This window comes from Sinomicrobium endophyticum, from assembly GCF_052983315.1.
The window spans coordinates 117,857-141,144 of sequence record NZ_JBRKIS010000066.1 but is presented as its reverse complement, the minus strand read 5'-3'; the positions used below and the strand labels follow the sequence as shown (position 1 = coordinate 141,144).

General features: G+C 45.7%; 18 protein-coding genes. 4 read left to right on the top strand and 14 right to left on the bottom strand.

The window, feature by feature from the left end:
- Positions 1-439: 439 nt before the first annotated feature.
- Positions 440-679 (bottom strand): hypothetical protein, encoded by a 240-nt coding sequence (locus ACVBDU_RS22990; protein WP_447182011.1) that lies wholly within the window; start codon positions 677-679, stop codon positions 440-442.
- 293 nt (positions 680-972) lie between these two features.
- Between ACVBDU_RS22990 and ACVBDU_RS22985 the strand changes: the two genes are divergently transcribed.
- Complete coding sequence (locus ACVBDU_RS22985) at positions 973-1,206, top strand: hypothetical protein (RefSeq protein ID WP_447182010.1); 234 nt, start codon at positions 973-975, stop codon at positions 1,204-1,206.
- On the top strand, positions 1,206-1,556 hold the full coding sequence (locus tag ACVBDU_RS22980) for a type II toxin-antitoxin system RelE/ParE family toxin (RefSeq protein WP_447182009.1): 351 nt from the start codon (positions 1,206-1,208) through the stop codon (positions 1,554-1,556). Before ACVBDU_RS22985 ends, ACVBDU_RS22980 begins: the two co-directional genes overlap by 1 nt.
- A 545-nt stretch (positions 1,557-2,101) precedes the next feature.
- Here ACVBDU_RS22980 and rfbB read toward each other — a convergent pair.
- The 10 genes from rfbB to ACVBDU_RS22930 form a co-directional block, all read right to left on the bottom strand.
- The gene (rfbB, locus tag ACVBDU_RS22975; RefSeq protein WP_447182008.1) at positions 2,102-3,124 is read right to left on the bottom strand and encodes a dTDP-glucose 4,6-dehydratase; all 1,023 of its coding nucleotides are present in this window, start codon (positions 3,122-3,124) and stop codon (positions 2,102-2,104) included.
- Between the two features lie 340 nt (positions 3,125-3,464).
- Positions 3,465-3,866: an endonuclease domain-containing protein gene (locus ACVBDU_RS22970; protein WP_447182007.1), complete on the bottom strand. Its 402-nt coding sequence runs from the start codon at positions 3,864-3,866 to the stop codon at positions 3,465-3,467.
- A gap of 181 nt (positions 3,867-4,047) precedes the next feature.
- Positions 4,048-4,905, bottom strand: a complete 858-nt coding sequence (rfbD, locus tag ACVBDU_RS22965; protein ID WP_447182006.1) for a dTDP-4-dehydrorhamnose reductase — start codon at positions 4,903-4,905, stop codon at positions 4,048-4,050.
- Positions 4,898-5,470 carry a dTDP-4-dehydrorhamnose 3,5-epimerase gene (rfbC, locus tag ACVBDU_RS22960; RefSeq protein ID WP_447182005.1) on the bottom strand — a complete coding sequence of 191 codons (573 nt, stop codon included), beginning with the start codon at positions 5,468-5,470 and terminating at the stop codon, positions 4,898-4,900. The genes rfbD and rfbC overlap by 8 nt, the downstream gene beginning before the upstream one ends.
- Positions 5,471-6,254: 784 nt before the next feature.
- Positions 6,255-6,620: an endonuclease domain-containing protein gene (locus tag ACVBDU_RS22955; RefSeq protein WP_447182004.1), complete on the bottom strand. Its 366-nt coding sequence runs from the start codon at positions 6,618-6,620 to the stop codon at positions 6,255-6,257.
- A gap of 568 nt (positions 6,621-7,188) precedes the next feature.
- Positions 7,189-8,076, bottom strand: coding sequence for a glucose-1-phosphate thymidylyltransferase RfbA (rfbA, locus tag ACVBDU_RS22950; protein ID WP_447182003.1), 888 nt, complete (start codon positions 8,074-8,076; stop codon positions 7,189-7,191).
- Between the two features lie 644 nt (positions 8,077-8,720).
- Positions 8,721-9,518, bottom strand: coding sequence for a 3'(2'),5'-bisphosphate nucleotidase CysQ (gene cysQ / locus ACVBDU_RS22945; protein ID WP_447182002.1), 798 nt, complete (start codon positions 9,516-9,518; stop codon positions 8,721-8,723).
- Between the two features lies 1 nt (position 9,519).
- On the bottom strand, positions 9,520-10,776 hold the full coding sequence (cysN, locus tag ACVBDU_RS22940; protein ID WP_447182001.1) for a sulfate adenylyltransferase subunit CysN: 1,257 nt from the start codon (positions 10,774-10,776) through the stop codon (positions 9,520-9,522).
- 30 nt (positions 10,777-10,806) lie between these two features.
- Complete coding sequence (gene cysD, locus ACVBDU_RS22935) at positions 10,807-11,712, bottom strand: sulfate adenylyltransferase subunit CysD (protein WP_447182013.1); 906 nt, start codon at positions 11,710-11,712, stop codon at positions 10,807-10,809.
- A 575-nt stretch (positions 11,713-12,287) separates the two neighbouring features.
- Positions 12,288-13,337 carry a LacI family DNA-binding transcriptional regulator gene (locus tag ACVBDU_RS22930; RefSeq protein WP_447182000.1) on the bottom strand — a complete coding sequence of 350 codons (1,050 nt, stop codon included), beginning with the start codon at positions 13,335-13,337 and terminating at the stop codon, positions 12,288-12,290.
- Between the two features lie 310 nt (positions 13,338-13,647).
- Between ACVBDU_RS22930 and ACVBDU_RS22925 the strand changes: the two genes are divergently transcribed.
- Both ACVBDU_RS22925 and ACVBDU_RS22920 read left to right on the top strand, forming a co-directional pair.
- Positions 13,648-14,769, top strand: coding sequence for a mevalonate kinase family protein (locus ACVBDU_RS22925; RefSeq protein WP_447181999.1), 1,122 nt, complete (start codon positions 13,648-13,650; stop codon positions 14,767-14,769).
- A gap of 730 nt (positions 14,770-15,499) precedes the next feature.
- Positions 15,500-16,372 (top strand): sugar phosphate nucleotidyltransferase, encoded by an 873-nt coding sequence (locus tag ACVBDU_RS22920; protein ID WP_447181998.1) that lies wholly within the window; start codon positions 15,500-15,502, stop codon positions 16,370-16,372.
- A 957-nt stretch (positions 16,373-17,329) separates the two neighbouring features.
- Here the strand turns inward: ACVBDU_RS22920 and ACVBDU_RS22915 are convergent.
- The 3 genes from ACVBDU_RS22915 to ACVBDU_RS22905 are packed head-to-tail and all read right to left on the bottom strand — an operon-like array spanning position 17,330 to position 23,280.
- Positions 17,330-18,649: a DUF3472 domain-containing protein gene (locus ACVBDU_RS22915; RefSeq protein ID WP_447181997.1), complete on the bottom strand. Its 1,320-nt coding sequence runs from the start codon at positions 18,647-18,649 to the stop codon at positions 17,330-17,332.
- 18 nt (positions 18,650-18,667) lie between these two features.
- Entirely contained in the window at positions 18,668-20,314 is a 1,647-nt protein-coding gene (locus tag ACVBDU_RS22910; RefSeq protein ID WP_447181996.1) for a RagB/SusD family nutrient uptake outer membrane protein, read from the bottom strand.
- A gap of 17 nt (positions 20,315-20,331) precedes the next feature.
- Positions 20,332-23,280, bottom strand: a complete 2,949-nt coding sequence (locus ACVBDU_RS22905) for a SusC/RagA family TonB-linked outer membrane protein (protein WP_447181995.1) — start codon at positions 23,278-23,280, stop codon at positions 20,332-20,334.
- Positions 23,281-23,288: the final 8 nt, after the last annotated feature.

Here is a 23,288-nt window from a genome sequence, read left to right as displayed (position 1 = left end):
AGGTTGCTTCCGATGTCCTACCCAACTACTTCAGCGGCAAACCGGGTTACGTTGACCGCTAACGGGTTTGCTTCCGATGTCATACCCAACTACTTTAGCGGCAAACCGGGTTACGTTGACCGCTAACCGGGTTGCTTTTGATGTCATACCCAACTGCTTTGACGGTAAACCGGGTTACGTTGACCGCTCAGGGGAATGAGTTTACGGTGCCATGAACCTCTTTAGCCGTAAAAGGAAAAGGGGATGAATGCGTAAGCAATTGGGTTAGCGGTCAACCTGGTTGCTTACGAATGCATACGCAAATACAAAAGCGGCGAACTTAATTAAGTTCGCCGCTAACCGGGTTGCTTTAGCCGCTAACCCAACCCGGTTCCGTGTATACGCATTCCCTTAAATGGGGCTATCCGGGCTTGTTTGGAAACAAAAATCTACACGGTTCTTAAAACCGGAAGTGCTTCCGGAGCACTCGGGAAGGGACTATAAAGACCATAATCGCTATGGCGATCAACCACCGGCTGGCGCCGCGGGTGCCGGTACGTTCTACCCCCTTGGCCTCGTGCTGCTGTACTTCGCGGATATAGCTGCTGTCGCGCAGCTTGCGTTTTTCCTGCCGGGTATGGCTGTAGTGTTGGTTTTGCAACGCATCGTAAGCCACCTTACGCCGATTGCAGATCACCACCTTTCGGCCTCTCTGCCGAAACCCTAACCGGGTTTCCACTGTCCTTGTTTAAGCCCGGCGGAAACGAGGGCTGTCGTATAATGCGTTTACTTCGATATCCCGATAATCCCGATAATATCGGGATCGGGATCAGCACAGGTGTAACGCGCGTGAAAAAGTATTCAAACAAATGAACCTTAACTTAATACAACGCCCTTCGGCAAACTAGGATATCATATTTCGACATAGGGCATCGGGGGAATTAAACTCGTCTAATGGAGTAAATTCGTATCTTTGATTAAAAAGTGAATAGTATGGATTTGCAAACCAGGAAAATAGAGTTTGTCCAAGAGTTTTTAAAACTCCAAAGTGAGGAAGCTATCGCCCGGCTCGAAAAATTACTAAAAAAAGAGCGAAAAGCAGCCGTTCACAAAGACTTCAAACCAATGACAAAGGAAGAATTAAACCAAAGGATAGATCAATCGGAATCTGACTTTAATAATAATAGGTTTAAACGAGCTTCTGAACTACTCTCCAAATATAAATAATGGAATTCGAAGTTATCTGGTCTGAATTTGCCGAGAGGCAACTCGACGATATTTTTGAATATTATAGTGAAAATGCCAGCGCAAGAGTTGCCAAAAAATTGGTCATTGGCCTTATAAATGAACCTCAAAAATTAATCCACAATCCATCTTCCGGACAAGCAGAACCACTGCTACAGGAGCGTAAAGAACCTTATCGTTATTTAGGGCCTGTTAACACTACACACTCAAAGCGGCTTTTTGGCCTATTTTCTGCCTCTCTTCGTTATTTTTTCCTTATTTGGCAGCGCCAAACTCGTCAAACATGCCTCGATAGACAAAAAATATACTCAAAAATCCATCTTTTCTGGTAGTGTTAACAGGCCCTAGTACATAAAAGTTATAAAATCATCTATTCGGTAGACCAGAAAAACGGGTTTATCAAAGTCGCCGATGTTTTTGACACCCGTCAAAAAGATCAAAATAGATTCCCAGGAATAAAGCTTCCCATGCCTGCTCCAGGAAGTATTTAAGACCCTGCGAGTACCCCTCGCACTGCTCCTCGTTTTGTAAGACTGCGGAGGTGATAAAAGTGGAGCCGGTTGAAATAACCGGACAGGTTCGAAACCATGGTATCTCCAACACAGGTAAACAAGGCCCTTATATATGGAGGCACAGAAAATCAGACCCGGACATCCTACCATGTCCCGGGCTGGAAAAATATCTCCGGGCAAAAAGATTAAACCGGGAATTTTAGAACATGACAAAAATAGAATTTCAGCAATTCCTAGATTGTCTCTTTCTCGTAGCCTTTTTACGACTCCCTCCCAAAACCCACAACTCCAAAACTAACAACTAAAAGAGGGATAGACTACTTTACAGAACGGTTCGTTTTAACAAGTCCTTACGGCCCCGGATTTCACCCCCGGTACTTTTTCACATACCACGCTACTGTCTTCCGGATACCGCTTTCGAAATTCTCTTCGGCTTTCCAGCCCAGCTTATTTTCTATTTTGGCCGCATCTATAGCATAACGCCTGTCATGGCCGGCGCGGTCTTCCACATAGGTGACCTGGTCCTTATAAGAACCGGATGTTCCGGGACATACTTCATCCAGGATATCACAGACGGTACGGGCTATATAATTGTTGTCCTTTTCGTTTTTCCCACCGATATTATATACTTCCCCGGCATCGCCTTTATGGAAAGCCAGGTCGATCCCCAGGCAATGGTCTTTTACGTAAAGCCAGTCTCGCACATTACCCCCGTCACCATAAATCGGGATAGGTGCTCCCGTCAGCGCTTTCCGGATTATGGTAGGTATCAGTTTTTCATCGTGCTGTTTTGGGCCGTAATTATTGGAACAATTGGTAATAACGGTATTCATACCATAGGTATGATGATAGCTACGCACAATCATATCGGACGACGCCTTACTCGCAGAATACGGCGAATTGGGGGCATAAGGGGTTTTTTCGGTAAAAAGCCCTGTTTCCCCCAGGGTGCCGTAGACCTCATCAGTTGAAATATGGTGAAAACGGCAGTCCGCATAGCCCGGCTTACAGGAAAAAGGCCGCTGCATCCAGTACCTGTAGGCTATATCGATAAGGGTAAAGGTTCCCTTAACATTGGTTTCGATAAATACTCCCGGGTTGCTGATGGAATTATCCACATGCGATTCCGCCGCGAAATGGATAACCCCACTGATATCGAAACGATAAAAGATGGTCTCCACCAGGTCCCTGTCGCACACATCGCCTTTTACAAAGGTATAACGAGGGTTATTATCCAGTTCCGCCAGATTTTCCTCTTCCCCGGCATAGGTGATGACATCCAGATTGATCACATGATAATCCGGGTATTTTTCCAGAAAATAAGGAATGAAATTAGATCCTATAAATCCCAATCCCCCTGTAACCAGTATTTTCTTTTTTTCGGACATATTTGTTGTTTGTTTTTTGTTGTGTGCCCTCCGTCCCGGATCCCAGCCCTAAAGGGTGGGACGGAGGGAAATCAACATATCTACATATTAACTTCATTCATTCCCCTTGACCAAGACTTCTCCGAAATTCCGCTCCCTTTAGGGTTGGGGTAACGGAATTTCAAGCTCGTATCGTCTGCCCCCTCCGTCCTGAACCCCGGCCCTAAAGGGTGGGACGGCGGGATATCAATATATCTACAACTAGCTTCACTTATTTCCTTCGATAAAAATATTCTCCGAAATTCCGCTCCCTTTAGGGTCGGGGTAACGGAATTTCAAACCTCAAGCACTCTCTATTCCTTCATTCGGTATTAAGATTATATATCATTTCTCTAATCTCCTGCATTACCATATCCATATTATTTAAAACCTGATCGTTTGTAAATCTAATAACTTTTATTTCCTGAAATGTAAGTAACTCCTCCCTTTCCAAATCCAGTTTCTTCTGTTCCGGGCTGTTATGATATTCACCATCCAACTCAATAATCAGGTTTAGTTTGTGACAATAAAAATCGGCAATAAATTTATGTATGGGGTGTTGTCTCCGAAACTTATATCCATCCAATTTATTTCCTTTTAATTCTTCCCATAACAATTTTTCAGCTTCGGTCATGCTCTCTCTTAAGACTTTAGCTCTCGCAAAAATCTGAGCAAAGGCACCTTTCCACATGCTTTCATCGTGATATGGGTGTTTTTTGTTCATTTCCTGTTCAAACCATAAAATCTGTTTATAGTAACCTGGGCGCCCTCCGTCCTGAACCCCGGCCCTAAAGGGTGGGACGGAGGAAAATCAACATATCTACAACTAGCTGCACTCATTTCCCTAGACAAAACCTTCTCCGAAATTACGCTCCCTTTAGGGCCGGGGTAACGGAATTTCAAGCTCACCCCATCCCCTTCAAACACCCTCTCAAACTATCCCTCCAATACGGAATATCCATTTTAAAATCTCTTTTAAAGGCCTGTTTGCTCAACACGGAAAATTGTGGCCTTTTGGCTTTGGTAGGATATTCGGAGGAGGGGACGGGTATTACTTGGCAGGGTAATTTACCGTATTCCATAATGGCCTTTGCAAAGTCATACCAGGAGCATACGCCTTCATTGGTATAGTGATAGGTCTTTACGTTCTCATTGTCCAGCCCGGGAAGTATTTCCAGGACGGCGGCAGCGAGGTCGGCAGCGTGGGTGGGGGTTCCAACCTGGTCGTCTACTACCTTTATGGTTTGTTTTTCCTTTCCTAATTTCAGCATGGTCCTGACGAAATTATTTCCCCGGGATGCGTATACCCATGAGGTACGGATGATTACCGACCGGGGTGGATTTATCTTTCGCATCGCTTCTTCGCCCTCCCATTTGGTTTTGCCGTAGATACCCAGCGGGGCTACGGGATCTTCTTCAAGATACGGGCTGTTCTTTTGTCCGTCAAAAACATAGTCCGTGGAAAGATGTACCATCTTCAGGTTCTTTTCTTTACATACTGCTGCCAGTATTTCCACCGCCTTGCTGTTCACCAGTGCAGTCGGTTCCGGATTGTCTTCCGCATCGTCTACGGCGGTAAAGGCAGCACAGTTAATTATGGCTTCTACCGGGTGTTTTTCCAGGAACTGCCGTACGTTTCCGGCATGGGTAATATCCAGCGCATCCCGGTGGGCAAAGAGAAAATTTTCTTTTCGGGAGGCGGACAGTTTTTTTATTTCGGAACCGACCTGCCCGGATGCTCCCGTAACCAGTATTTTACCCATTTCGTTCGGTTTTAAGTTCAAAATACTCGGCTTCGGCAAACAGGGGCTGGTCCTGGTCTTTGGCGGACAGTTTTAACCGGTTTTCGGGCAACTGCCAGTCTATGCCAAGGGCGGGATCATTATAGCGTATGCCTCTCTCGCTTTCCGGGTGATAGTAGGCATCTGTTTTATAAGAGAAAACCGCTGTTTCGCTCAATACTACAAAACCATGTGCAAATCCCCTGGGGATAAACAACTGTTTTTTATTTTCCCCGGAAAGCTCTACGGCTACCCATTTCCCGAAGGTGGGCGATCCTTTCCGTATGTCGAGCGACACATCCAGCACCCGGCCTTCGATGACCCGCACCAGTTTTGCCTGTGCATGAGGGGGCAACTGGTAATGCAGGCCGCGGAGTACTCCTTGTGAGGACCTGGATTCGTTATCCTGGCAAAAATCCGGTTTTTGACCCAGGAATGCCTCAAACCGGTCCTGCCGGAAACTTTCCATAAAATATCCCCGGTGGTCTCCATGTATTTCCGGTTCGCATATAATGACGTCCGGTATTTCGGTTCGGGTAAAGTTCATATATTCTTTTTTATTCTTTATGTCCGGATCCTGTATTTCAGGAATCTTTGACTGTTTATATTTTGTTGGGCATGAATACACAAATTGTTTATTCGCCCTGTGTTGGGATGGACTATGGCTCAAACAGGGATTGTTATGTCATTTACCCCAAATGTTTTTCTATATACAAAGATCACCTCTTTTTAGTATTTGACAAAATTCGATACCTCCTCTCCCGAAAGCCTGCCTGGCCGGCCAGGCAGGCTTTCGGGATTGTTATCCCAGCCATTTCGACTGGGTCCAATGCATCGCCTAAAGGGCAATGTCATTTAATTAAGCCAATTTGTTCGTTTTTTGGCCTTTTTTAAAGCTCCCCGCTTCAGATGAAGAGGGGTGGACCGCTTTGCGGGACGGGGAGTTTGACAAGTCCAGGCTTTCGCGTGTTTGCCTTAACGTTTGGGAGTATCCCTATGGCCGGGGATTTCAAAACCCTCCCCCCGTAGCTGCGCTCGGGTACCTCCCTTCATCACAAGGGAGGAGCTTTTTTGGTTTTTTCTCCTTTCTTTACCCCATTATAACTCCACAGAGCTCCCCGCTTCATCCCGATAATTATCGGGAGAAGAGGGGTGGACCGCTTTACGGGACGGGGAGTTTGACAAGCCCAGGCTTTGGCCTATTTGCCTTAACGTTTGGGGTTATCCCTATGGCCCGGGATTTCAAACCCTCCCCCCATTGCTACGCTCGGGTACCTCCCTTCATCTGAAGGGAGGAGCCTCTTGATTTTTCTATTATCAATACTATTTTTCTATTCTTTTAAATATTCTTTGATTTCCCATAACACAAACTCAAGGTTTTCAAAGACCATTTTATTTTCAAAACGAAGTACGGTATATCCCTTTTTATTCAATTCTTCTGTTCGGATAAAATCATATTCCTCCGCTTGCGGGTTGTTATGAACTTTTCCATCCAGCTCTATTATAAGATGTGCTTTAGCACAATAAAAATCTACTATATAATTAGCTATGCTATGCTGACGTGTAAAACGATATCCATTAACCTTCCTCGCTTTTATATGTTCCCATAGGAATGCCTCGGCAGGAGTCATATTTTTACGCAGTTCACTTCGGTATTCCCGGAGTTCTTTAAGATTATGAATTTGTGTCTTTTTCATGTATCTCATTTCCTATGGCACTTGTTTCCCAATAATAAACCCTGCCAGGGTTTTCTCTTGTGATGAAGACAAACCCAGGCTTTAGCGTATTTGCCTTAACGTTTGGGAGTATCCCTATGGCCTGGGATTTCAAAACCCTCCCCCCGTAGCTGTGCTCGGGTACCTCCCTTCATCACAAGGGAGGAGCCTTTTTGGTTTTTTCTCCTTTTTTTACCCCATTATAACTCAATAGAGGCTCCCCGCTTCATCCCGATAATTATCGGGAGAAGAGGGGTGGACCGCTTTGCGGGACGGGGAGCTTGACAAGCCCAGGCTTTGGCCTGTTTGCCTTAACGTTTGGGAGTATCCCTATGGCTTGGGATTTCAAAACCCTCCCCCCGTAGCTGCGCTCGGGTACCTCCCTTCATCACAAGGGAGGAGCTTTTTTTATATGCTTTTTCCAGCATCCTGCCTAAATAGCCGAATAACTCCCACTCCAAAACTCACAACTAAAAGAATGGTACTCAGTTTACGGAAGGAACTTATTTGCTGTTAACTCAAAATTAACTACACGTTTAACCCTGCATTTTTACCGCTCTCCACCCCTATTCGCTTTTCGCAACAGATACTGTCCGTACGCGCTTTTGTGCATGGGTTCTGCCAGGGCGAGCAGCTGCTCCTTGTTTATATATTTGCGGTCAAATGCTATTTCTTCGAGACAGGCCACTTTAAGTCCCTGTCGTTTTTCTATGGTCTGGATAAAATTGGAGGCTTCCATCATGGATTCGTGGGTGCCCGTATCCAGCCAGGCAAATCCCCGCCCCATGAGTTCTACTTTTAAATCGCCACGGCGTAAGTATTCCTGGTTTACGGAAGTTATTTCCAGTTCTCCCCTGCCACTGGGCTTTACCTGTGCTGCAATATCCACTACGGAATTCGGATAGAAGTAAAGCCCGGTAACGGCATAATTACTTTTAGGGGCCTTTGGTTTTTCTTCGATACTGAGGGCATTGCCTTCCGTATCGAAATCTATGACCCCATACCGCTCCGGGTCCTGTACATAGTAGCCGAATACGGTGGCTTTGTTATCTTCCTCCACATTCCGCACCGATCTTTGTAAGAGATCGGTGAGACCGTGACCGTAAAATATATTATCGCCCAGGACCAGGCATACGTTATCGTCTCCTATAAATTCCCGGCCTATAATAAAAGACTGGGCCAATCCGTCCGGACTGGGTTGCTCCGCATAGTGCAGGTTAATCCCCAGTTCCGACCCGTCACCCAATAACTTTTGGAAATTGCCGAGGTCTTCCGGGGTGGATATGAGAAGTATTTCCCGTATCCCGGCCAGCATAAGCACGGAAACGGGATAATAGACCATGGGTTTGTCATAGATAGCAAGCAACTGCTTGGAAACACCTTTGGTTACCGGGTATAAACGGGTACCGGAACCCCCGGCAAGGACTATTCCTTTCATACTACTCCTTTTTGTTGTCATTTCATTGATCCTATAAATGTATAAATATATAATGAACCCGTGTAATTTTTTTGGGAAGGAGAGGGGAGCCGGTGGCTTCGATACACCCCGGTGGAGCCGGGGCACTCAGCCACCTTTGCTCGGGCTATATACGGAGATTAGGTTATCGGGAATAAGTAAAAGACTCTGTTTCCACTGTCCCGATAATCCCGATGTATATTGAAACCATGGGAGAAGAGGGACGGACTGCTTGCAGGACGGGGAGTTTTGACACGCCCAGGCTTTGGCGTATATACCCTAACATTTGCGCTTATCATACGGTCCGAGATATCAAACCCTCCGTCTCATCATAGATGAGCCACCTCCCTTCATCTGAAGGGAGGAGCCTTCTTGTATACCTTTTATAACATTCTCCCTAAATAACCGAGTAACTCATTAACCAAATAACTCAATCCACTTATTAACCTGTTAACCCGAAACATAACTTTCCAAAGACCAAAGAAATCCATAATCAGGAAATACACGAATCGTTATAACATACTATTACATCCGTGTATCCGTGGCTAAAAATTTACAGAATGACATTCCATAAAAAAAGCCGTTTTCCATAGAAAACAGCTTTTTATTTATGACTATATGTTTATTTACTGCACAAGAAACCAGTTATTCAGCAGGTTTTCCCTGTTGTATTTCATTTCTTCTTTTGTGGTGTAATCTATGACCTTAAAGCCGGCATGTTCGCAGATGGCCTGTCCGGCTGCGGTATCCCATTCCATCGTTGGGGCAAAACGCGGGTAACAATCGGCTTCTCCTTCGGCTACCATGCAAAGTTTGAGGGAACTGCCTTTGGAAATGGTTTCTACCTCCCCGTATTTTTCTTTTAATGCATCGATAAAATCTTTGGTTTCCGGGGAAAGGTGAGATCTGCTGGCGACAACGGTATATGCCTTCTTATTTCTTTTAGCGGGAAGTTTAACGGCATCGGATATCTGTTTTTTCCATGTACCGTTTTCCAGGCTTATATCTTCACATTTAAACGAACCGATTTTCTTTCCGGAAAAGTAAAGTGCCCGGGATGCCGGCACGTAAATTACTCCCAGTACCGGTGCCTGTTGGTGAATAAGGGCTATATTAACGGTGAATTCCCCGTTCTTTTTAATGAATTCCCTGGTACCGTCTATAGGGTCTACTATCCACAGTTTTTCCCATTTTTTTCTTTCTTCGTACGGAAGCTGTCTGCCTTCTTCGGAAAGTACGGGAATACCTGTTTTATCAAGGTATTCCATTATAATATGATGTGCGGACACATCTGCAGTGGTAAGCGGGGAATTATCGGATTTATAATCCACATCAAAATCCCCGCTATCGTATATTTCCATTATTTTTTCTCCGGCATCCAGGCTTGCTTTTATGGCTACCTCCAGGAGTTGGTCTGGCTTCATATTAAACGATCATTCCTGCCGCTACGGTTTCGTTGGTACTTTCGTCTACCAATATCAGGCTTCCCGTAGTGCGGTTTTGTTGATAGGAATCGAACATGAGGGGTTGGGTAGTGCGTATTTTCACCTTTAAAATATCGTTCATACCGATCTCTTTGTCTTCCAGGTTCCTGTCAAACGTATTAATGTCCACCTTATAAAGTACTTCCTTGATCATTGCCTTTTGCTCGTTGGACGTATGCCTTATGGTGTATTTGGCCCTGGGACGGGCGGGACGAGCTTGTAACCAGCACAGCATAACATCGAGATCCTGGGATGCTTCGGGCTGATTATTGGTCCGCACGATCATGTCGCCACGGCTGATGTCGATATCATCTTCCAGGGTAATAGACACGGACATAGGCGCAAAGGCTTCTTCCTGTTCGCCATCGAACGTATCTATGGATTTAATGCGTGAAGTAAAACCCGAGGGAAGTACGGTAACTTCATCTCCCCTGTAGAAAATACCACTTGCTATCCGTCCGGCATAACCGCGATAGTCCCGGAATTCCCCACTTTGCGGACGCAGTACGGTCTGCACGGGGAAACGGGCATCTACCTTATTGGTATCGCTGCTGATATGCATGTTTTCCAGTGTATACAGCAGGGTTGCTCCTTCATACCAGGGCATATTCTCCGAGCGGTTCACCACATTATCGCCCAGCAAGGCACTGATAGGCCGGAAACGAATGTCTTTTACCAGCAGCTTGGAAGAGAATTCCTCGAACTGGCCAACGATGTCGTTAAACACTTCTTCGGAATAATCTACCAGGTCCATTTTATTTATACATACTATAATATGTGGTATTTGGAGAAGCGACGCGATGAACGCATGTCTCCTGGTTTGCTCAATGACTCCATGACGCGCGTCCACCAGGATAATGGCCGCATTGGCCGTAGAGGCACCGGTAACCATATTCCGGGTATACTGAATGTGCCCGGGGGTATCGGCAATGATAAATTTTCTTTTCGGGGTGGTGAAATAGCGATACGCCACATCGATAGTAATACCTTGTTCCCTCTCGTCCCGAAGGCCGTCGGTAAACAAAGCGAGGTCTACCCCTATATGTCCTTTTTTCTTACTGGTCGCTTCCACCGCTTCCAGTTGATCCTCAAAAATAGATTTGGAGTCGTATAACAGACGGCCTATCAACGTACTTTTTCCGTCATCCACACTACCGGCCGTGGTAAATCGCAATAATTGACTATTATCTAGTTGCATGTTTTCTTTCTTTCTTTAATCCTTAGTATGTTAGAAATATCCCTGGCGTTTCCTGTCTTCCATGGCAGTTTCCGAACGCTTGTCGTCGGAACGGTTACCGCGCTCCGTCTGCCTCATAGCCGAAACTTCTTCGGCAATTTTCTCTACGGTATCCGCTTCGGACTCTATTCCTCCCGTAATGGTGATATCTCCCAGTGTACGGAAACGTATTTTTTTCTTTATTACCTCTTCGTGTTCTTCCAGTTTCAGGAATTCGGAATTGGGTATCCAGGAATTATTGCGCCACACGACTTCTCTTTCATGGGCAAAATAGAGGGAAGGAATTTGTATATTCTCTCTCTTTATATAGTTCCACACGTCCATTTCCGTCCAGTTGCTTATGGGGAATGCCCGGAAGTGCTCTCCTTCAAAATGTTTGCCGTTGAAGATATTCCACAACTCCGGACGCTGGTTTTTAGGGTCCCATTGTCCGAAATCGTCCCGGTGCGAAAAGAAACGTTCTTTGGCCCTGGCTTTTTCTTCGTCCCGGCGCCCTCCTCCTATGGCACAGTCTACCTTATTTTCTTCTATAGCGTCCAGCAAAGTGGTGATCTGAAGGGCATTACGCGTAGCGTTCTTTCCTCTTTCTTCCGCTACACGTCCGTTATCTATGGATTCCTGTACCGAACCTACAATAAGCCTTACCCCCAGGCTTTCTATTAACCTGTCCCGGAATTCTATGGTCTCCGGAAAATTATGCCCGGTATCTACATGCATCAGCGCAAAAGGTATTTTGGCAGGATAAAACGCTTTATGTGCCAAATGGGTTACTACGATGGAATCTTTACCTCCCGAGAAAAGAATAACGGGATTCTGGAACTGCGCCCATACCTCACGCAATACATATATGGCTTCCGATTCGAGTTCATCGAGGTAATTAAGATAATATTTACTCATGGTTTCTACGCTTAACTCTAATTCCTTTTCCAACATCTTTTTAACTTTTACCGGTACGACTTAATAGTCTACAAAATTACTAGACTTTTGTTATAATCAAACACCTGGAACGTTTTTTTTTCGTTATTTAGAGTAAATCCAAGATTTGTCCGGTAAAAAACCCCTTCCGAAAAAAACATTAATACACTGTAAATCAAAACATAAGACGGAAACAAGGAAGGTTTGAAACATCATTAAATAATTGTATTGCAGTACCTTAAATCGTAGATATTCCAAAAAAACAGAGCCCGGATCATGCACATACAACGGAACACTATAGAAACAAGTTAACCGTACCTGGCCATTCTTTTTAAACTAAGCTCCCAAAAAACGGCTTAGTATATGACAAAATTAGATTTTGGCACTATTTGTCGGAAAATCAGTTTTACCCCAACCCTAAAGCCTGCCTGCCGACCAGGCAGGGGAACCTGATTTTCCTCAATTTCTCCCTTTAGGGCTGGGCTCAAAAATTGAGGAAAATCCCGCGGAATTGAATTTTGTCATATACTAAAAAAAGGGATAAAAGGTTATTACGTTTATTCCAGGTAATGCATATAATTTTCAGAAGTTATAATATCTATAGGTAAGAGTTTATTATCCGGGATTTTCTTGTCAAAGGCAAAGTATTCGGACAGGTAACTGACACCGAGGTAGGCCTGTTGCTTCGGGTTTTGATGTATGAGGAAATCAATACTGCCGGAGCTAAGGCATTCGATATTCTTATCTATAAGGTCATAGCCCACAACGGGAATGGAAGGCTGTGCCTGCTGAAGCGCTTCGGCGAGAAGGTACGCCTTGGAAGTGGTGACGAATATTCCGGATATCTCCGGATTGTCTTTCAGAAAATCTTTAACGGACTTCCGTACGTTCTTTATGTCTTTATGCGGAACTTTGTGTGTAATTATTTCGTGTCCCTGTTTAAGGCCTTCGAAGTAATCGCGGAACCCTTTTTCCTTTTCCTGCATGTGGATGGCATTTTTATAGGCTTCGTCCATATGCACCACAGCCGCCTGTCTTTTACCGGCCAGCAGGGTGTACATGAGTTTTCCGGCCACCCTTCCGCTCTGGTGCAGGTCCTGGCCTATAAAACTCCTGGCATTATCGGCGCTGAGGTAACTGTTGAACGTAGCCAGGGCAATGCTGTTCTTTTTGCAACTCTCTACAAAAGTGAGCGCCTCCTTATAGAACAGGGGGACAAACACCACGCCGTCGGGTTTGTTTTTCAGCACTTCTTTGCTTTTGGATATAAAGCTTTTTGTAGCGGTGGGATCAAACAGAAAGGTTTCGATCATCACACCAAAAGCCTGGAATTCGACAGCCGCCGTTTCTATTCCTTCTACACAAGGAGCCCAATAGGCGTCCTTTTCCGGGTCCGGTATCAATACCAAAAGCCTGTACGTCTTGTTCTTTTTCAGGTTTCGGGCGACTAGATTAGGCTGATAATCAATATCTTTAAGTATCTTAGTGATCTTCTCATGAGCCTTTTTGGATACCTTGCCCCTCTTGTGGATAACCCTGTCCACAGTACCTTTAGAAACCCCGGCCATGAAGGCTATATCCGCGATGGTGTACTTTTTCCTCAGCATTGCTTTTATTTAACATTCAAATATATAAAAATAATTAATTCTTTTTATACATTTGTGTTCGAACACACAATTTGTATATTTGTTCTTCCCTAAAAAGGGATTTTATATTTTAGCTTTTAGTACGTGACAAAAAGCGTTTTTGTAAAATTTTGACAGGAAAATCAGTTTGACCTCTCCCGATAGTTATCGGGATCGGGAGAGGAATTATCGAAATTCAATTTTTGTAATGCACTAAAAATTTTAGCCATATCGGAACGTATTAACAGACACAAACAGTGCTTTTTAGTTTCGATGAGATAACCTGAATTACATGACCCACTTAAAAAAAACAGAAGAAATACTTTCTATAGCCCCCGGCCGGGTGTGCCTTTTCGGAGATCACCAGGACTATCTCGGACTTCCTGTAATTGCCTGTGCTATTAACCGGTTTGTTACGCTTAAAGCTACGGAAAACGATAAAAAACGGTTTAACCTGCTGCTACCGGACCTCAACGACCAAAGGAGTATTGCCCTGGATGTTTCCGCGGATGAACTCACTTACCGGGATTACCTGGTATCTTCCCTGAAAGTGCTGCACCGCTATGGCTGCAGGCCGGATACGGGATATGATATAGAGATCAGGGGCGAAGTACCGATGAACGCGGGGATATCCAGTTCGACCGCTGTGGTGGTTGCCTGGGTGAATTTCCTGGCCACCACTTTTGGCACGGAAGAGGAAATAACCCCTGCCCTGCTTTCGCAGATCGCTTATGAAGCGGAAGTACTGGAGCACGGTGAACCGGGCGGGAAGATGGACCAGTATAGCATAGGTGTGGGAAATATCGTTTATATAGACACCGGGGACGATTTTTCCTGCCAGATCATAGGCGACACCCTGGACGGGCTCATTGTAGCGGAATCCGGTATCCCAAAAGAAACCATAGGAACACTGAGCAGGCTGAAAAATAACGCTTTGGAGGCTGTAGCCCATATAAAGAACAAGCGTGAAAATTTTGTGCTGGAGGACACCGTTCCGGAAGAAATTCCGCAATACCTGGACATGCTTCCGGAAGAACTGCATCCGTTCTTTGAAGCTGCCGTAAGAAACCACGCCTGTACCCGGCAGGCCCTGGAAATACTGAAAGGAAAAGATCCCGACATGGAACACCTGGGAAGCCTGATGAACGAGCATCACAATATTTTACGCGACCTGCTGCACATTACCGTACCGCGGATAGATGCCATGGTGGAAGCAGCACTACAAGCCGGCGCTTACGGGGCCAAAATAGTAGGCTCAGGGGGCGGGGGCAGCATTGTGGTCATTGCCCCGGAAAACCGACAGGAAGTTATCCGGGCGCTCAAAAATGCCGGGGCAAGAGACGCTTATGAAGTAGTCGTAGACCAGGGGGCGAGGATAGTGAGTCCTGTTGTAAAAACAACTAACAAATCGTAACCGGGAAGGGACTGTGAGTGTGGTTATTGGGTTAATGGGCTATTCGGTTATTTGGTCAATACCCATAAACTCCGTATCCGTAGACCGGGAAATGAAAACAGGGAACCGCGTGGTATAACAAATGACAAATTGTGACTGAAAATTGGGAAGAGATAATGGAATTGATAGATTTATTGAGTTAATAAGTTATTTTTTAGTACATGACAAAAATTAAATTTCGATAATTCCTCGATTTGTTACCCCCAGCCTAAAGGGAGCAAATCGAGGAAAATCAGGCTCCCTTTAGGGCAATGTCATTTAGTTAGTGTTATAATAGGCTGAAAAAGAAGTATGTTTAGAAAAGGACAAAAGGCTCCTCCCTTCAGATGAAGGGAGGTACCCGAGCGTAGCGAAGGGGGGAGGGTTTGAAATCCCGGACCATTGGTATAAACGTAAACATTGTGTATATGCGCCAAGGTTCGGGCTGGTCAAAACTCCCCGTCCCGCAAAGCGGTCCACCCCTCTTCATCTGAAGAGGGGAGCTTTAAAAAAGGCCAAAAAACGAACAAATTGGCTTAACTAAATGACATTGCCCTTTAGGGTCGGGGTTAAACTGATTTTCCGATCAAATTGTACAAAACCGATTTTTGTCATGTACTAATAAGTTATTTAGTCAACACCCAATTAACTTATTAACCCAATAACCCATTAACTCAACAACCAAACCTAACAATAAAACACAACCAGAGACATGCACGACAATCTGATTATTTTAGCGGGAGGAGCTTCTTCCCGAATGAAAAAACCGACACAATCCGCATCACTTACGGAAGAAGAGACCAACCAGGCCAACGAACGAAGCAAGGGACTCATCGGGGTAGGCCCCAACGGAAGGCCCCTGCTGGATTATGTTCTCTACAATGCCCGGAAAGCCGGGTACATAAATATCTATATTGTAATCAGTGAAAAAGGCGGGTTGTTCAAGGAATTCTATGGCAGTAACACCAAAGACAACGATTTTCACGGTCTGAATATATCTTTTGCCGTGCAATATATCCCCGAAGGAAGGGAAAAACCGCTGGGGACGGCAGATGCCCTTTTCCAGGCAGTGGAACAATACCCGGAACTGAACAAGCAGGCCTATTCCGTATGCAACAGCGACAACCTGTATTCCGCCGAAGCTTTGCTCGAACTGCGAAAAGCGGAAGCTCCTAATGCATTTATCGCCTATGACCGGGATTCGCTGGAATTTCCCCACGAAAGAGTATCCCGTTTTGCCGTTGCCCATATGGACAATGATAATGCTTTACTTAATATTGTAGAAAAACCGGCCGTAGACGATATTCCGAAATACGCGGATGAAAAGGGTAAGATACGGGTAAGTATGAATGCCTTTAAATTTGACGGAAAGGCATTTTACCCTTACCTGGAAAACTGCCCGATCCACCCGGAAAGGAATGAAAAGGAACTTCCCACCGCATTGCTGAACATGATCAATGATCTTCCGGAATCTGCAATTGGTATTCCCTTTGCGGAACATGTTCCGGACCTGACGGCCAAGGACGATATTGTGGATGTAAAGAAATACCTGGAAAAACATTTTTCCGAACTGGACTGGGCGTAATCAGGATACAAAAATCGGGATTACGAGGGTCTCTAAAAAGATTTTTAACCACAAAGTTCACAAAGCAGGCACAAAGGCCACGGAGAAATAAACTCCGGATTACAAACTATTTCACTCTTTGATTCCTTTGTGGTTTTGATAGGATACCCGGACTTTTTGTATACCTTTTATAATAGAACTCGTCTTGAGTTGTTCTATTATCTGACAAAATTTGTTTTGGGCAGATAAGAGATTGAATTGTCTTAAAGGGACACCTCCCTGGCCCCTCAATACACACCCCCGGCCCCTCTCAAGAGGGGAGCTGTAACGTTTTTAAAGGTCACAACTCCCCCCTCGCTGCGCTCGGGTACCTTCCTCCTTCTTCGGTGGACAAGATTCATCACAAGGGAGGAGCCTTTTATTTTTTCTTCTGTATTTGCCCCGTTATAATTCAACAAAGCTTCCCCGCTTCATCCCGATGATTATCGGGATGAAGGGAGGAGCCTTTAGAGACTTGTAAAATGTAGAACATATCTCTTTTTCAAACTAATATCACACTAATTAAATGATATTACCTATAGGGTGGGACGGAGGAAAATCAGTATTTCTACATAATCAACTACCTCGGGGCAACCCCGATAATTATCAGGATCAGGACAGGCGTTGGGGAATTAGACCCATTTAATGGGATTAACTTTGCTTCTTTCTCTTGACAAAAGCTTCCCGGAAATTCCGCTCCCTTTAGGGCCGGGGTAACGGAATTTCAAGCCTGTACCCTCTGTCCTGAACCCCAGCCCTGAATAACATTCCCCCCGAAAGGGAGCAATAAAAAAGCATCCGTGTATCCGTGGCTACTAAAAAACCTTCTCTTTTCCATTGTAAAAAGAAAAAAACCGCCCTGTATTTACAGAACGGCTTTTTGCCAAATCAAAATAACTAAAAATAAAAACTAAAGTGCTATTATCTTCCCTGACTGTTTTATTCCAGTCCGGACAGGTCTACGGAAGGGGGGACTCCCGTAGCTTCCCTGGTGTGATAGCTGTCTATTGGTGTATTTTCACTGAAAAAGCCACAATTTTTCATAAAAAAGCCTGTTCCTTCCACGCCCCCGGCATAATCCATACGGGCTTCTTTGCGGGCTGTGGCATCCGCGGTGAATTTAGCTTTAGTGAGTTCATGCCATTCTCCGGCAGTGTCCCTTACCCATTGATTGGTATAAAGCCCTTTACGGCCTTTAAACCCGGTTTCGGTCCGGAAATTTTCCAGGAAAGAATGCGGCCTGGTCAGGTAGGTACTGGTATGCGGCCTTCTGAAGCTGGCAATAAGCTGCCAGTCGCCAGTCTCAGGAGCATAGAACCAGGCGGTAAAATCGGTGGAATTGTTTTCTGACGGTTCTCCTTTCAACAGAAATTTGTACGTCGTCCCCGCTTCCCACATAAACTTCTTATAGCTCTGTCCGCCCGAACCTTCGTTCCCGAATTCACCTGCATGTACATCTTCTCCTTTATCCAGCAGTATGATCTTATAATCATCCGGGATACTGGAAGGGTCGTCGGTTTCATACGGACTCCACACGGAAAACAATATCCTGCGTTCCGACTCCGAGTTTACCTGGATACCGAAATACCCCTGGCCAAACCCGTTAGCCATAAAGTAAGAACCCAGAACATCTTCTCCTTCCGGTACGGTGATCTCGTTGTAAAACCAAAGGATATCCTCCGTAGTGGGTACTTCATAACCCAGGTGTACCGAAGGGCCTCTCCTGCCCCAGTAAAAATCGTCTTTTACATAATACACCTTTTCTTCGGTGGCGCTTCCGCCCAGGAGTACTTCGTTGACATCGGCTATGTAAGCAGACGATTTTTCCTTGCCCTGCAATTCCACATAGTAATAGCCGGGAGCCTCTACTTCGAATACCCCTACGGGGACATCTTCATAATCGGTATTTTCCAGGGTTATTTCCCTGGTTTCTTCTCCCAGGGTAACTTTTACTACCGATACGCCGGTCGGAGCCTTGGCATTCAGGCCTACGTGGACTTCTCCCGCCCTGCTTACTTTAAACCAGGTACGTATAACATGATCGGTATTGGTCCAGTTGTGTATACCGGAATCAAATATAATGTCTCCGTTGGCTTCCGGGTTGTTCACCACCCAACTGTTTCCTCCGGGGGAAACACGGATGGAAAATTCCAGTTCGGGGTCCTGGTCCGGATCTCCCGGTATAATGTTTCCGTTTACACAGGAAATAAGGAGTACTGCCGTTAGCAATACATAAAACTGTTTCATAAAATGCTTCATAACTTAAGTGGTTTTTGGTTAATCGTTCTGTATCAATGACGGTTGCGCATTGATCTGGTTTTCGGGGATATATTCTATAACACGGTTATCCGTGGGTTGCACTTCGTAATAGGGATTGTTACCGTTAAGATGGGTTCCGGGATAACGCCTGTCCAATACCCGGTTGTTACGGAAAACATCAAATTTACGGTGCCCTTCATAGGCAAACTCCAGCCGGCGTTCGTCCAGTACTACATCCAGGACATCCTGACCTGCGGGGAGATCAGAAGCATTTTCATAGGCAGGTATTCCGGCCCTTTCCCTAAGGATATCCACATTGGCAATGGCTTCACCTCCGTTACCCATTTTGGCATAGGCCTCCGCTTTGTTCAGGTACATTTCCGCCAGGCGGGACACTACGGGCGACCACAACTGGGGGATATTTTCCTGCATGGATGCTTTGAGAATGTAAAACTTGGGATACCCGTTTCGTTTTTCCATATCGTGATCTTTGGTAACATATACCTTGTTACCGCCATGTATAAAGTAATACCTGGTATTGGTTCCGTCGGCTTCCTCCTGTACTTCCACATTGGTCTCCCCTTCTTTAAAATAGGTTTTTCCGCTTTGCTTAAAAGTTTTCCGGAACTGGTATTTATACTCGGCATCCGTCCAGTAAACAGCAGGTATAAGGTTACCATCCTCGTCTTTGAGATACTGAGCTTCTATAAATTCTTTTCTCACATCTTCGGGATGCCGGTTAATGAGGTCCAGGTATGAAGCGGAAGCGTACATTTCGCCCCAGCCGACATTTTGTATGCTGGCATACAACGATCCTACCGTATACCATCCGTTACTGTAATCGGATTCTTTATGGTATCGCAAACAGAAAATGGTCTCCGTATTCTCTTCGGGTGCTTTAGCAAAGTACCTCCCCATTTCCGATCGGGGGAGCAGTTGGAAACGCCCGGAGTTAATTACCTTATCCGCATATTCTATGGCTTTTTCATTTTCTTCCATGTAGAGATATACCCTGGAAAGCAAGGCTTGTGCCGCCTCCTTGGTCGCATAGGCATTGGTCTTTTCTATGTTCATCAGGGATTCGGCCTTCAGCAGATCGGAAACTACCTGTTCGTATACTTCTCCTACCGTGTTCCTGTCCGGAAGGTCGTTGACATCGGCCGTTAGTTTAAGCGGCACCCCGGGATTGGATGTTCCCTGGGAATAGGGCCTTCCGTAAATGTTTACCATTTCGAAAAAAACATAGGCCCGGAGGAAGTAATTCTCCCCGATAAGCTGATCCGACTCCGGGGACTCCCCTTCTTCTATAAGCGATATCACCTTATTGCAACCAACCACGGCTCTGAAGCCGGAAGACCACAGGTCGTTGGAGCGGTAACTGTTTATTATATTCCGATAGTTATAAGCATAGAACAACGGATCGGTAGTGGTTCCGCTCAGGGAAATATTATCCCCGGGATACTCGCTGTAGCGGTGCAATTGCGGGGCAAATCCGTATCCATCAGCATTTCCTTTCAATATGGAATAGTTACCCAAAGTTACCGCTTCTATGGCGCCTTCGTTCTCAAAGAGTTCTTCTTCCCGGATATCCTTGTGGGGAAACCGGTCTACATTACAAGCGACTAAAGTGACCGCTGTAAAGATGATATATATGATTCGTTTCATTGGTCTTTTAGTTTTAGTTAAAATGAAAGGTTGATTCCCAGCGTTAACCTTTGAGATACCGGGTATAGCATGCTGTAATATCCCACCCCCTGTATGGGGTTATTGGAATCTACTCCTACTTCGGGGTCCATACCGGAGAAATCGGTAAATGTCAGCAGATTGTCGCCGGACAGGTACAACTCGGCATTGGTAATACCCACGGAGCGCAACCAGGTTTCCGGGATGGTATAGCCCAACCTTATATTTCGCAACCGCAGGTAACTGCCATCTTCCAGGTACCTGGACGAGATCTTATTGGACAGGTTATTACCCCCGTATATCAATCTGGGGTGTGTGGCATTATCCCCCGGTTCTTCCCACCTGCTCCAGCCATCGGCCAGGGCCTGCTGGTTATAGGTAGGGTATGCCCCGTCCGCATCGTACAGTTCCCGGCTGGAGTTGTATATTTTCCCTCCTTTGCTGAACACAAAATTGGCGGATAGTGAAATTCCTTTATAGCCAAGCCTGGTGTTGAACCCTCCGTAAAAATCAGGAGAAGCTGTTCCTACCTTCTGCCGGGTCGCAGTATTGTAATCGGAAGTCTGTGACTTTTCGCCGGTCTGCGGATCTACCACTTCCCAAAGGGGATCGCCGGTTTGGGTATCGACCCCGAGCCACTTGCGCATATACCAGGTATTGACATCTTCCCCTTTACGGAAAATCTTGGTGTCGTTATTTATAATATCCTGGTTTTCGAACAATTCCGTAATCTCATTTTTGTTGGTACCTATATTAAAACCGAGACTCCAGGAAAACGTATCGGTCGTAAAGGCATCAAAAGAGGCCGAAGCTTCATACCCGATGTTCTTAACGCCTCCTATATTTTCCCAGTAACCGTCATACCCGGAAGATGCGGGCAGCTTTACGAAATAGAGCAGATCGGAAGTGTTCTTGTTGTAGTATTCTACGGAAAGGTTCAGTTTATTGAAAAACCTGGTATCTATACCGATGTTGGTCTGGTACGATTTTTCCCAGGCCAGGTCGTCATTGCGCAATTGCTTCAGCGCGGCGGCAGGCCTTCCGTCATAAGGGTTATCTACGGAATACAGTTCGAATTGCGGATACAGGTTATCCGGCCGGTTTCCCAGTGCCCCGTAACTTGCCCTTAACTTTAACTGGTCTACTGTTTTCGAGTTGAAGAAATCCTCGTTGTGGATGTTCCAGCCTGCGCTGAAAGAGTAGAACGTTCCATATTGATTATCCAGCCCGAAGTTGGATGCCCCGTCCCTACGAAGGGATACCTGGGCAAGATAGCGGTCCGCATAGCCGTAATTGGCATTGAAAAGAACAGATTGCAGGGCATATTCGTTCTTTGTCCCTCCTACTGCCCCTGGCGTTACCGTATTGTCCAGCACTTCATTTCCGGAGATCAGTCCCCGCCCCGTAGCCGAAAGACTTTCATACACATAATCATTATACTCATAAGCCGCGAGGGCGTTGATACTGTGATCGCCGAATGTGTTGGAATACCGTAGCATCTGGTTGGTAAACCTGGTAATCCTTTTGGAATCGAACTGGTACAGTTCACCGTTGACCGCCTGCCCGGAGGTGGATTTCGGATCGGTATAGGATTTACTGTCATTCCTGTAAAGCGTATAACTGTTGGTAGATATAAACTTCAGGTTGGGCAGTATTTCAAATTCGATATCAAAATTGGAATACAGGTTAAATTCGGTTCCTTTACTGTAGTTCCACTGCAGGTCATAGAGATAGTTACTCTGGTCCCTTCCGTACCAGGTACCGGAAAAATTCCTCGGGTTTATAAGGCTGCCATCGGCGTTATAAGGAGAATCCCATGGAAGGTTGAGATACATTTGGTACAGGGAATGCTGCCTGTTTTCGCGGGTATTGTAGTTTACTGCGAATTTGGGTTTCAGGGTGAGCCTGTCATTCACTTTATAATCGTGATTCAGACGAAAACTCAGCCGGTCGAACTCGTAATCCTTTACCGTACCGGTCTCGTCGTAAAACCCGAGCGAGATAAATGTTTTGGATTTCTCCGTTCCGGAAGTAAAGGTCAGCGTGTGGTCCTGTACCGTACCGGTTTTGGTGCTGTTGTCTATCCAGTTGTAATTGTTTTGCTGTACATCTTCGGAAAACCAGTCGGGTATACTGCCCGGATTGGTGAATTTACCGAAGTAATCGTATAACTGGTTCCCGTTCATGACCTCGAAGTTCCCCTGGTTAAAAAAGGAAAAACCGGTTTTGGAGGAAAGGGTAAGCTGACTCTTACCTGCCGAACCTTGTTTGGTGGTAACTACCACCACCCCGTTGGCTCCCCTGGAACCGTAAAGTGAAGTTGCGGAAGCGTCTTTCAGTATCGAAACGGACTCTATCTCGTTAGGGTTGAGGTTGGGAGTACCGTGCATGATAACCCCGTCAACGACCCAAAGCGGGCTTACGTTCCCGTTGATGGCGGCTATCCCCCGGATACGAATTGCCGGAAGTGATCCCGGCTGGCCGGACCCCTGCATTACCTGTACACCGGAAGCTTTTCCCTGTAACATGGTAGACACATCGGGCGAGGTAATGTCTGTCAGTTCTTTGGAACTTACACTTTGCACCGATGCCGTCACGTCCGACTTCTTCTGGGTGCCATAAGCTACGACAACTACTTCTTCCAGTTGGGAAACATCTTCCTTCAACTGTACGTTAACAGTGCTTTGCCCGTTAATGGTTATGATCCGGGTAACCATTCCCATATAAGACACTTCGAGGGCAGTTCCCCCGTCGGGTACGGCAATGGTGTATTCGCCGTCCATGTTCGTGGAAGTTCCGACGGAAGTTCCTTCAACGACAACACTGGCCCCCATAATAGGGACGCCTGCATCGTCCGTTACTACTCCTTTTACCGTCTGGTCACTCTGTGCACGTACACACAAAGAGGCGGAAAAGAAGAAAGCTAAAATGATCCATACATTCTTCATAAAGTTTG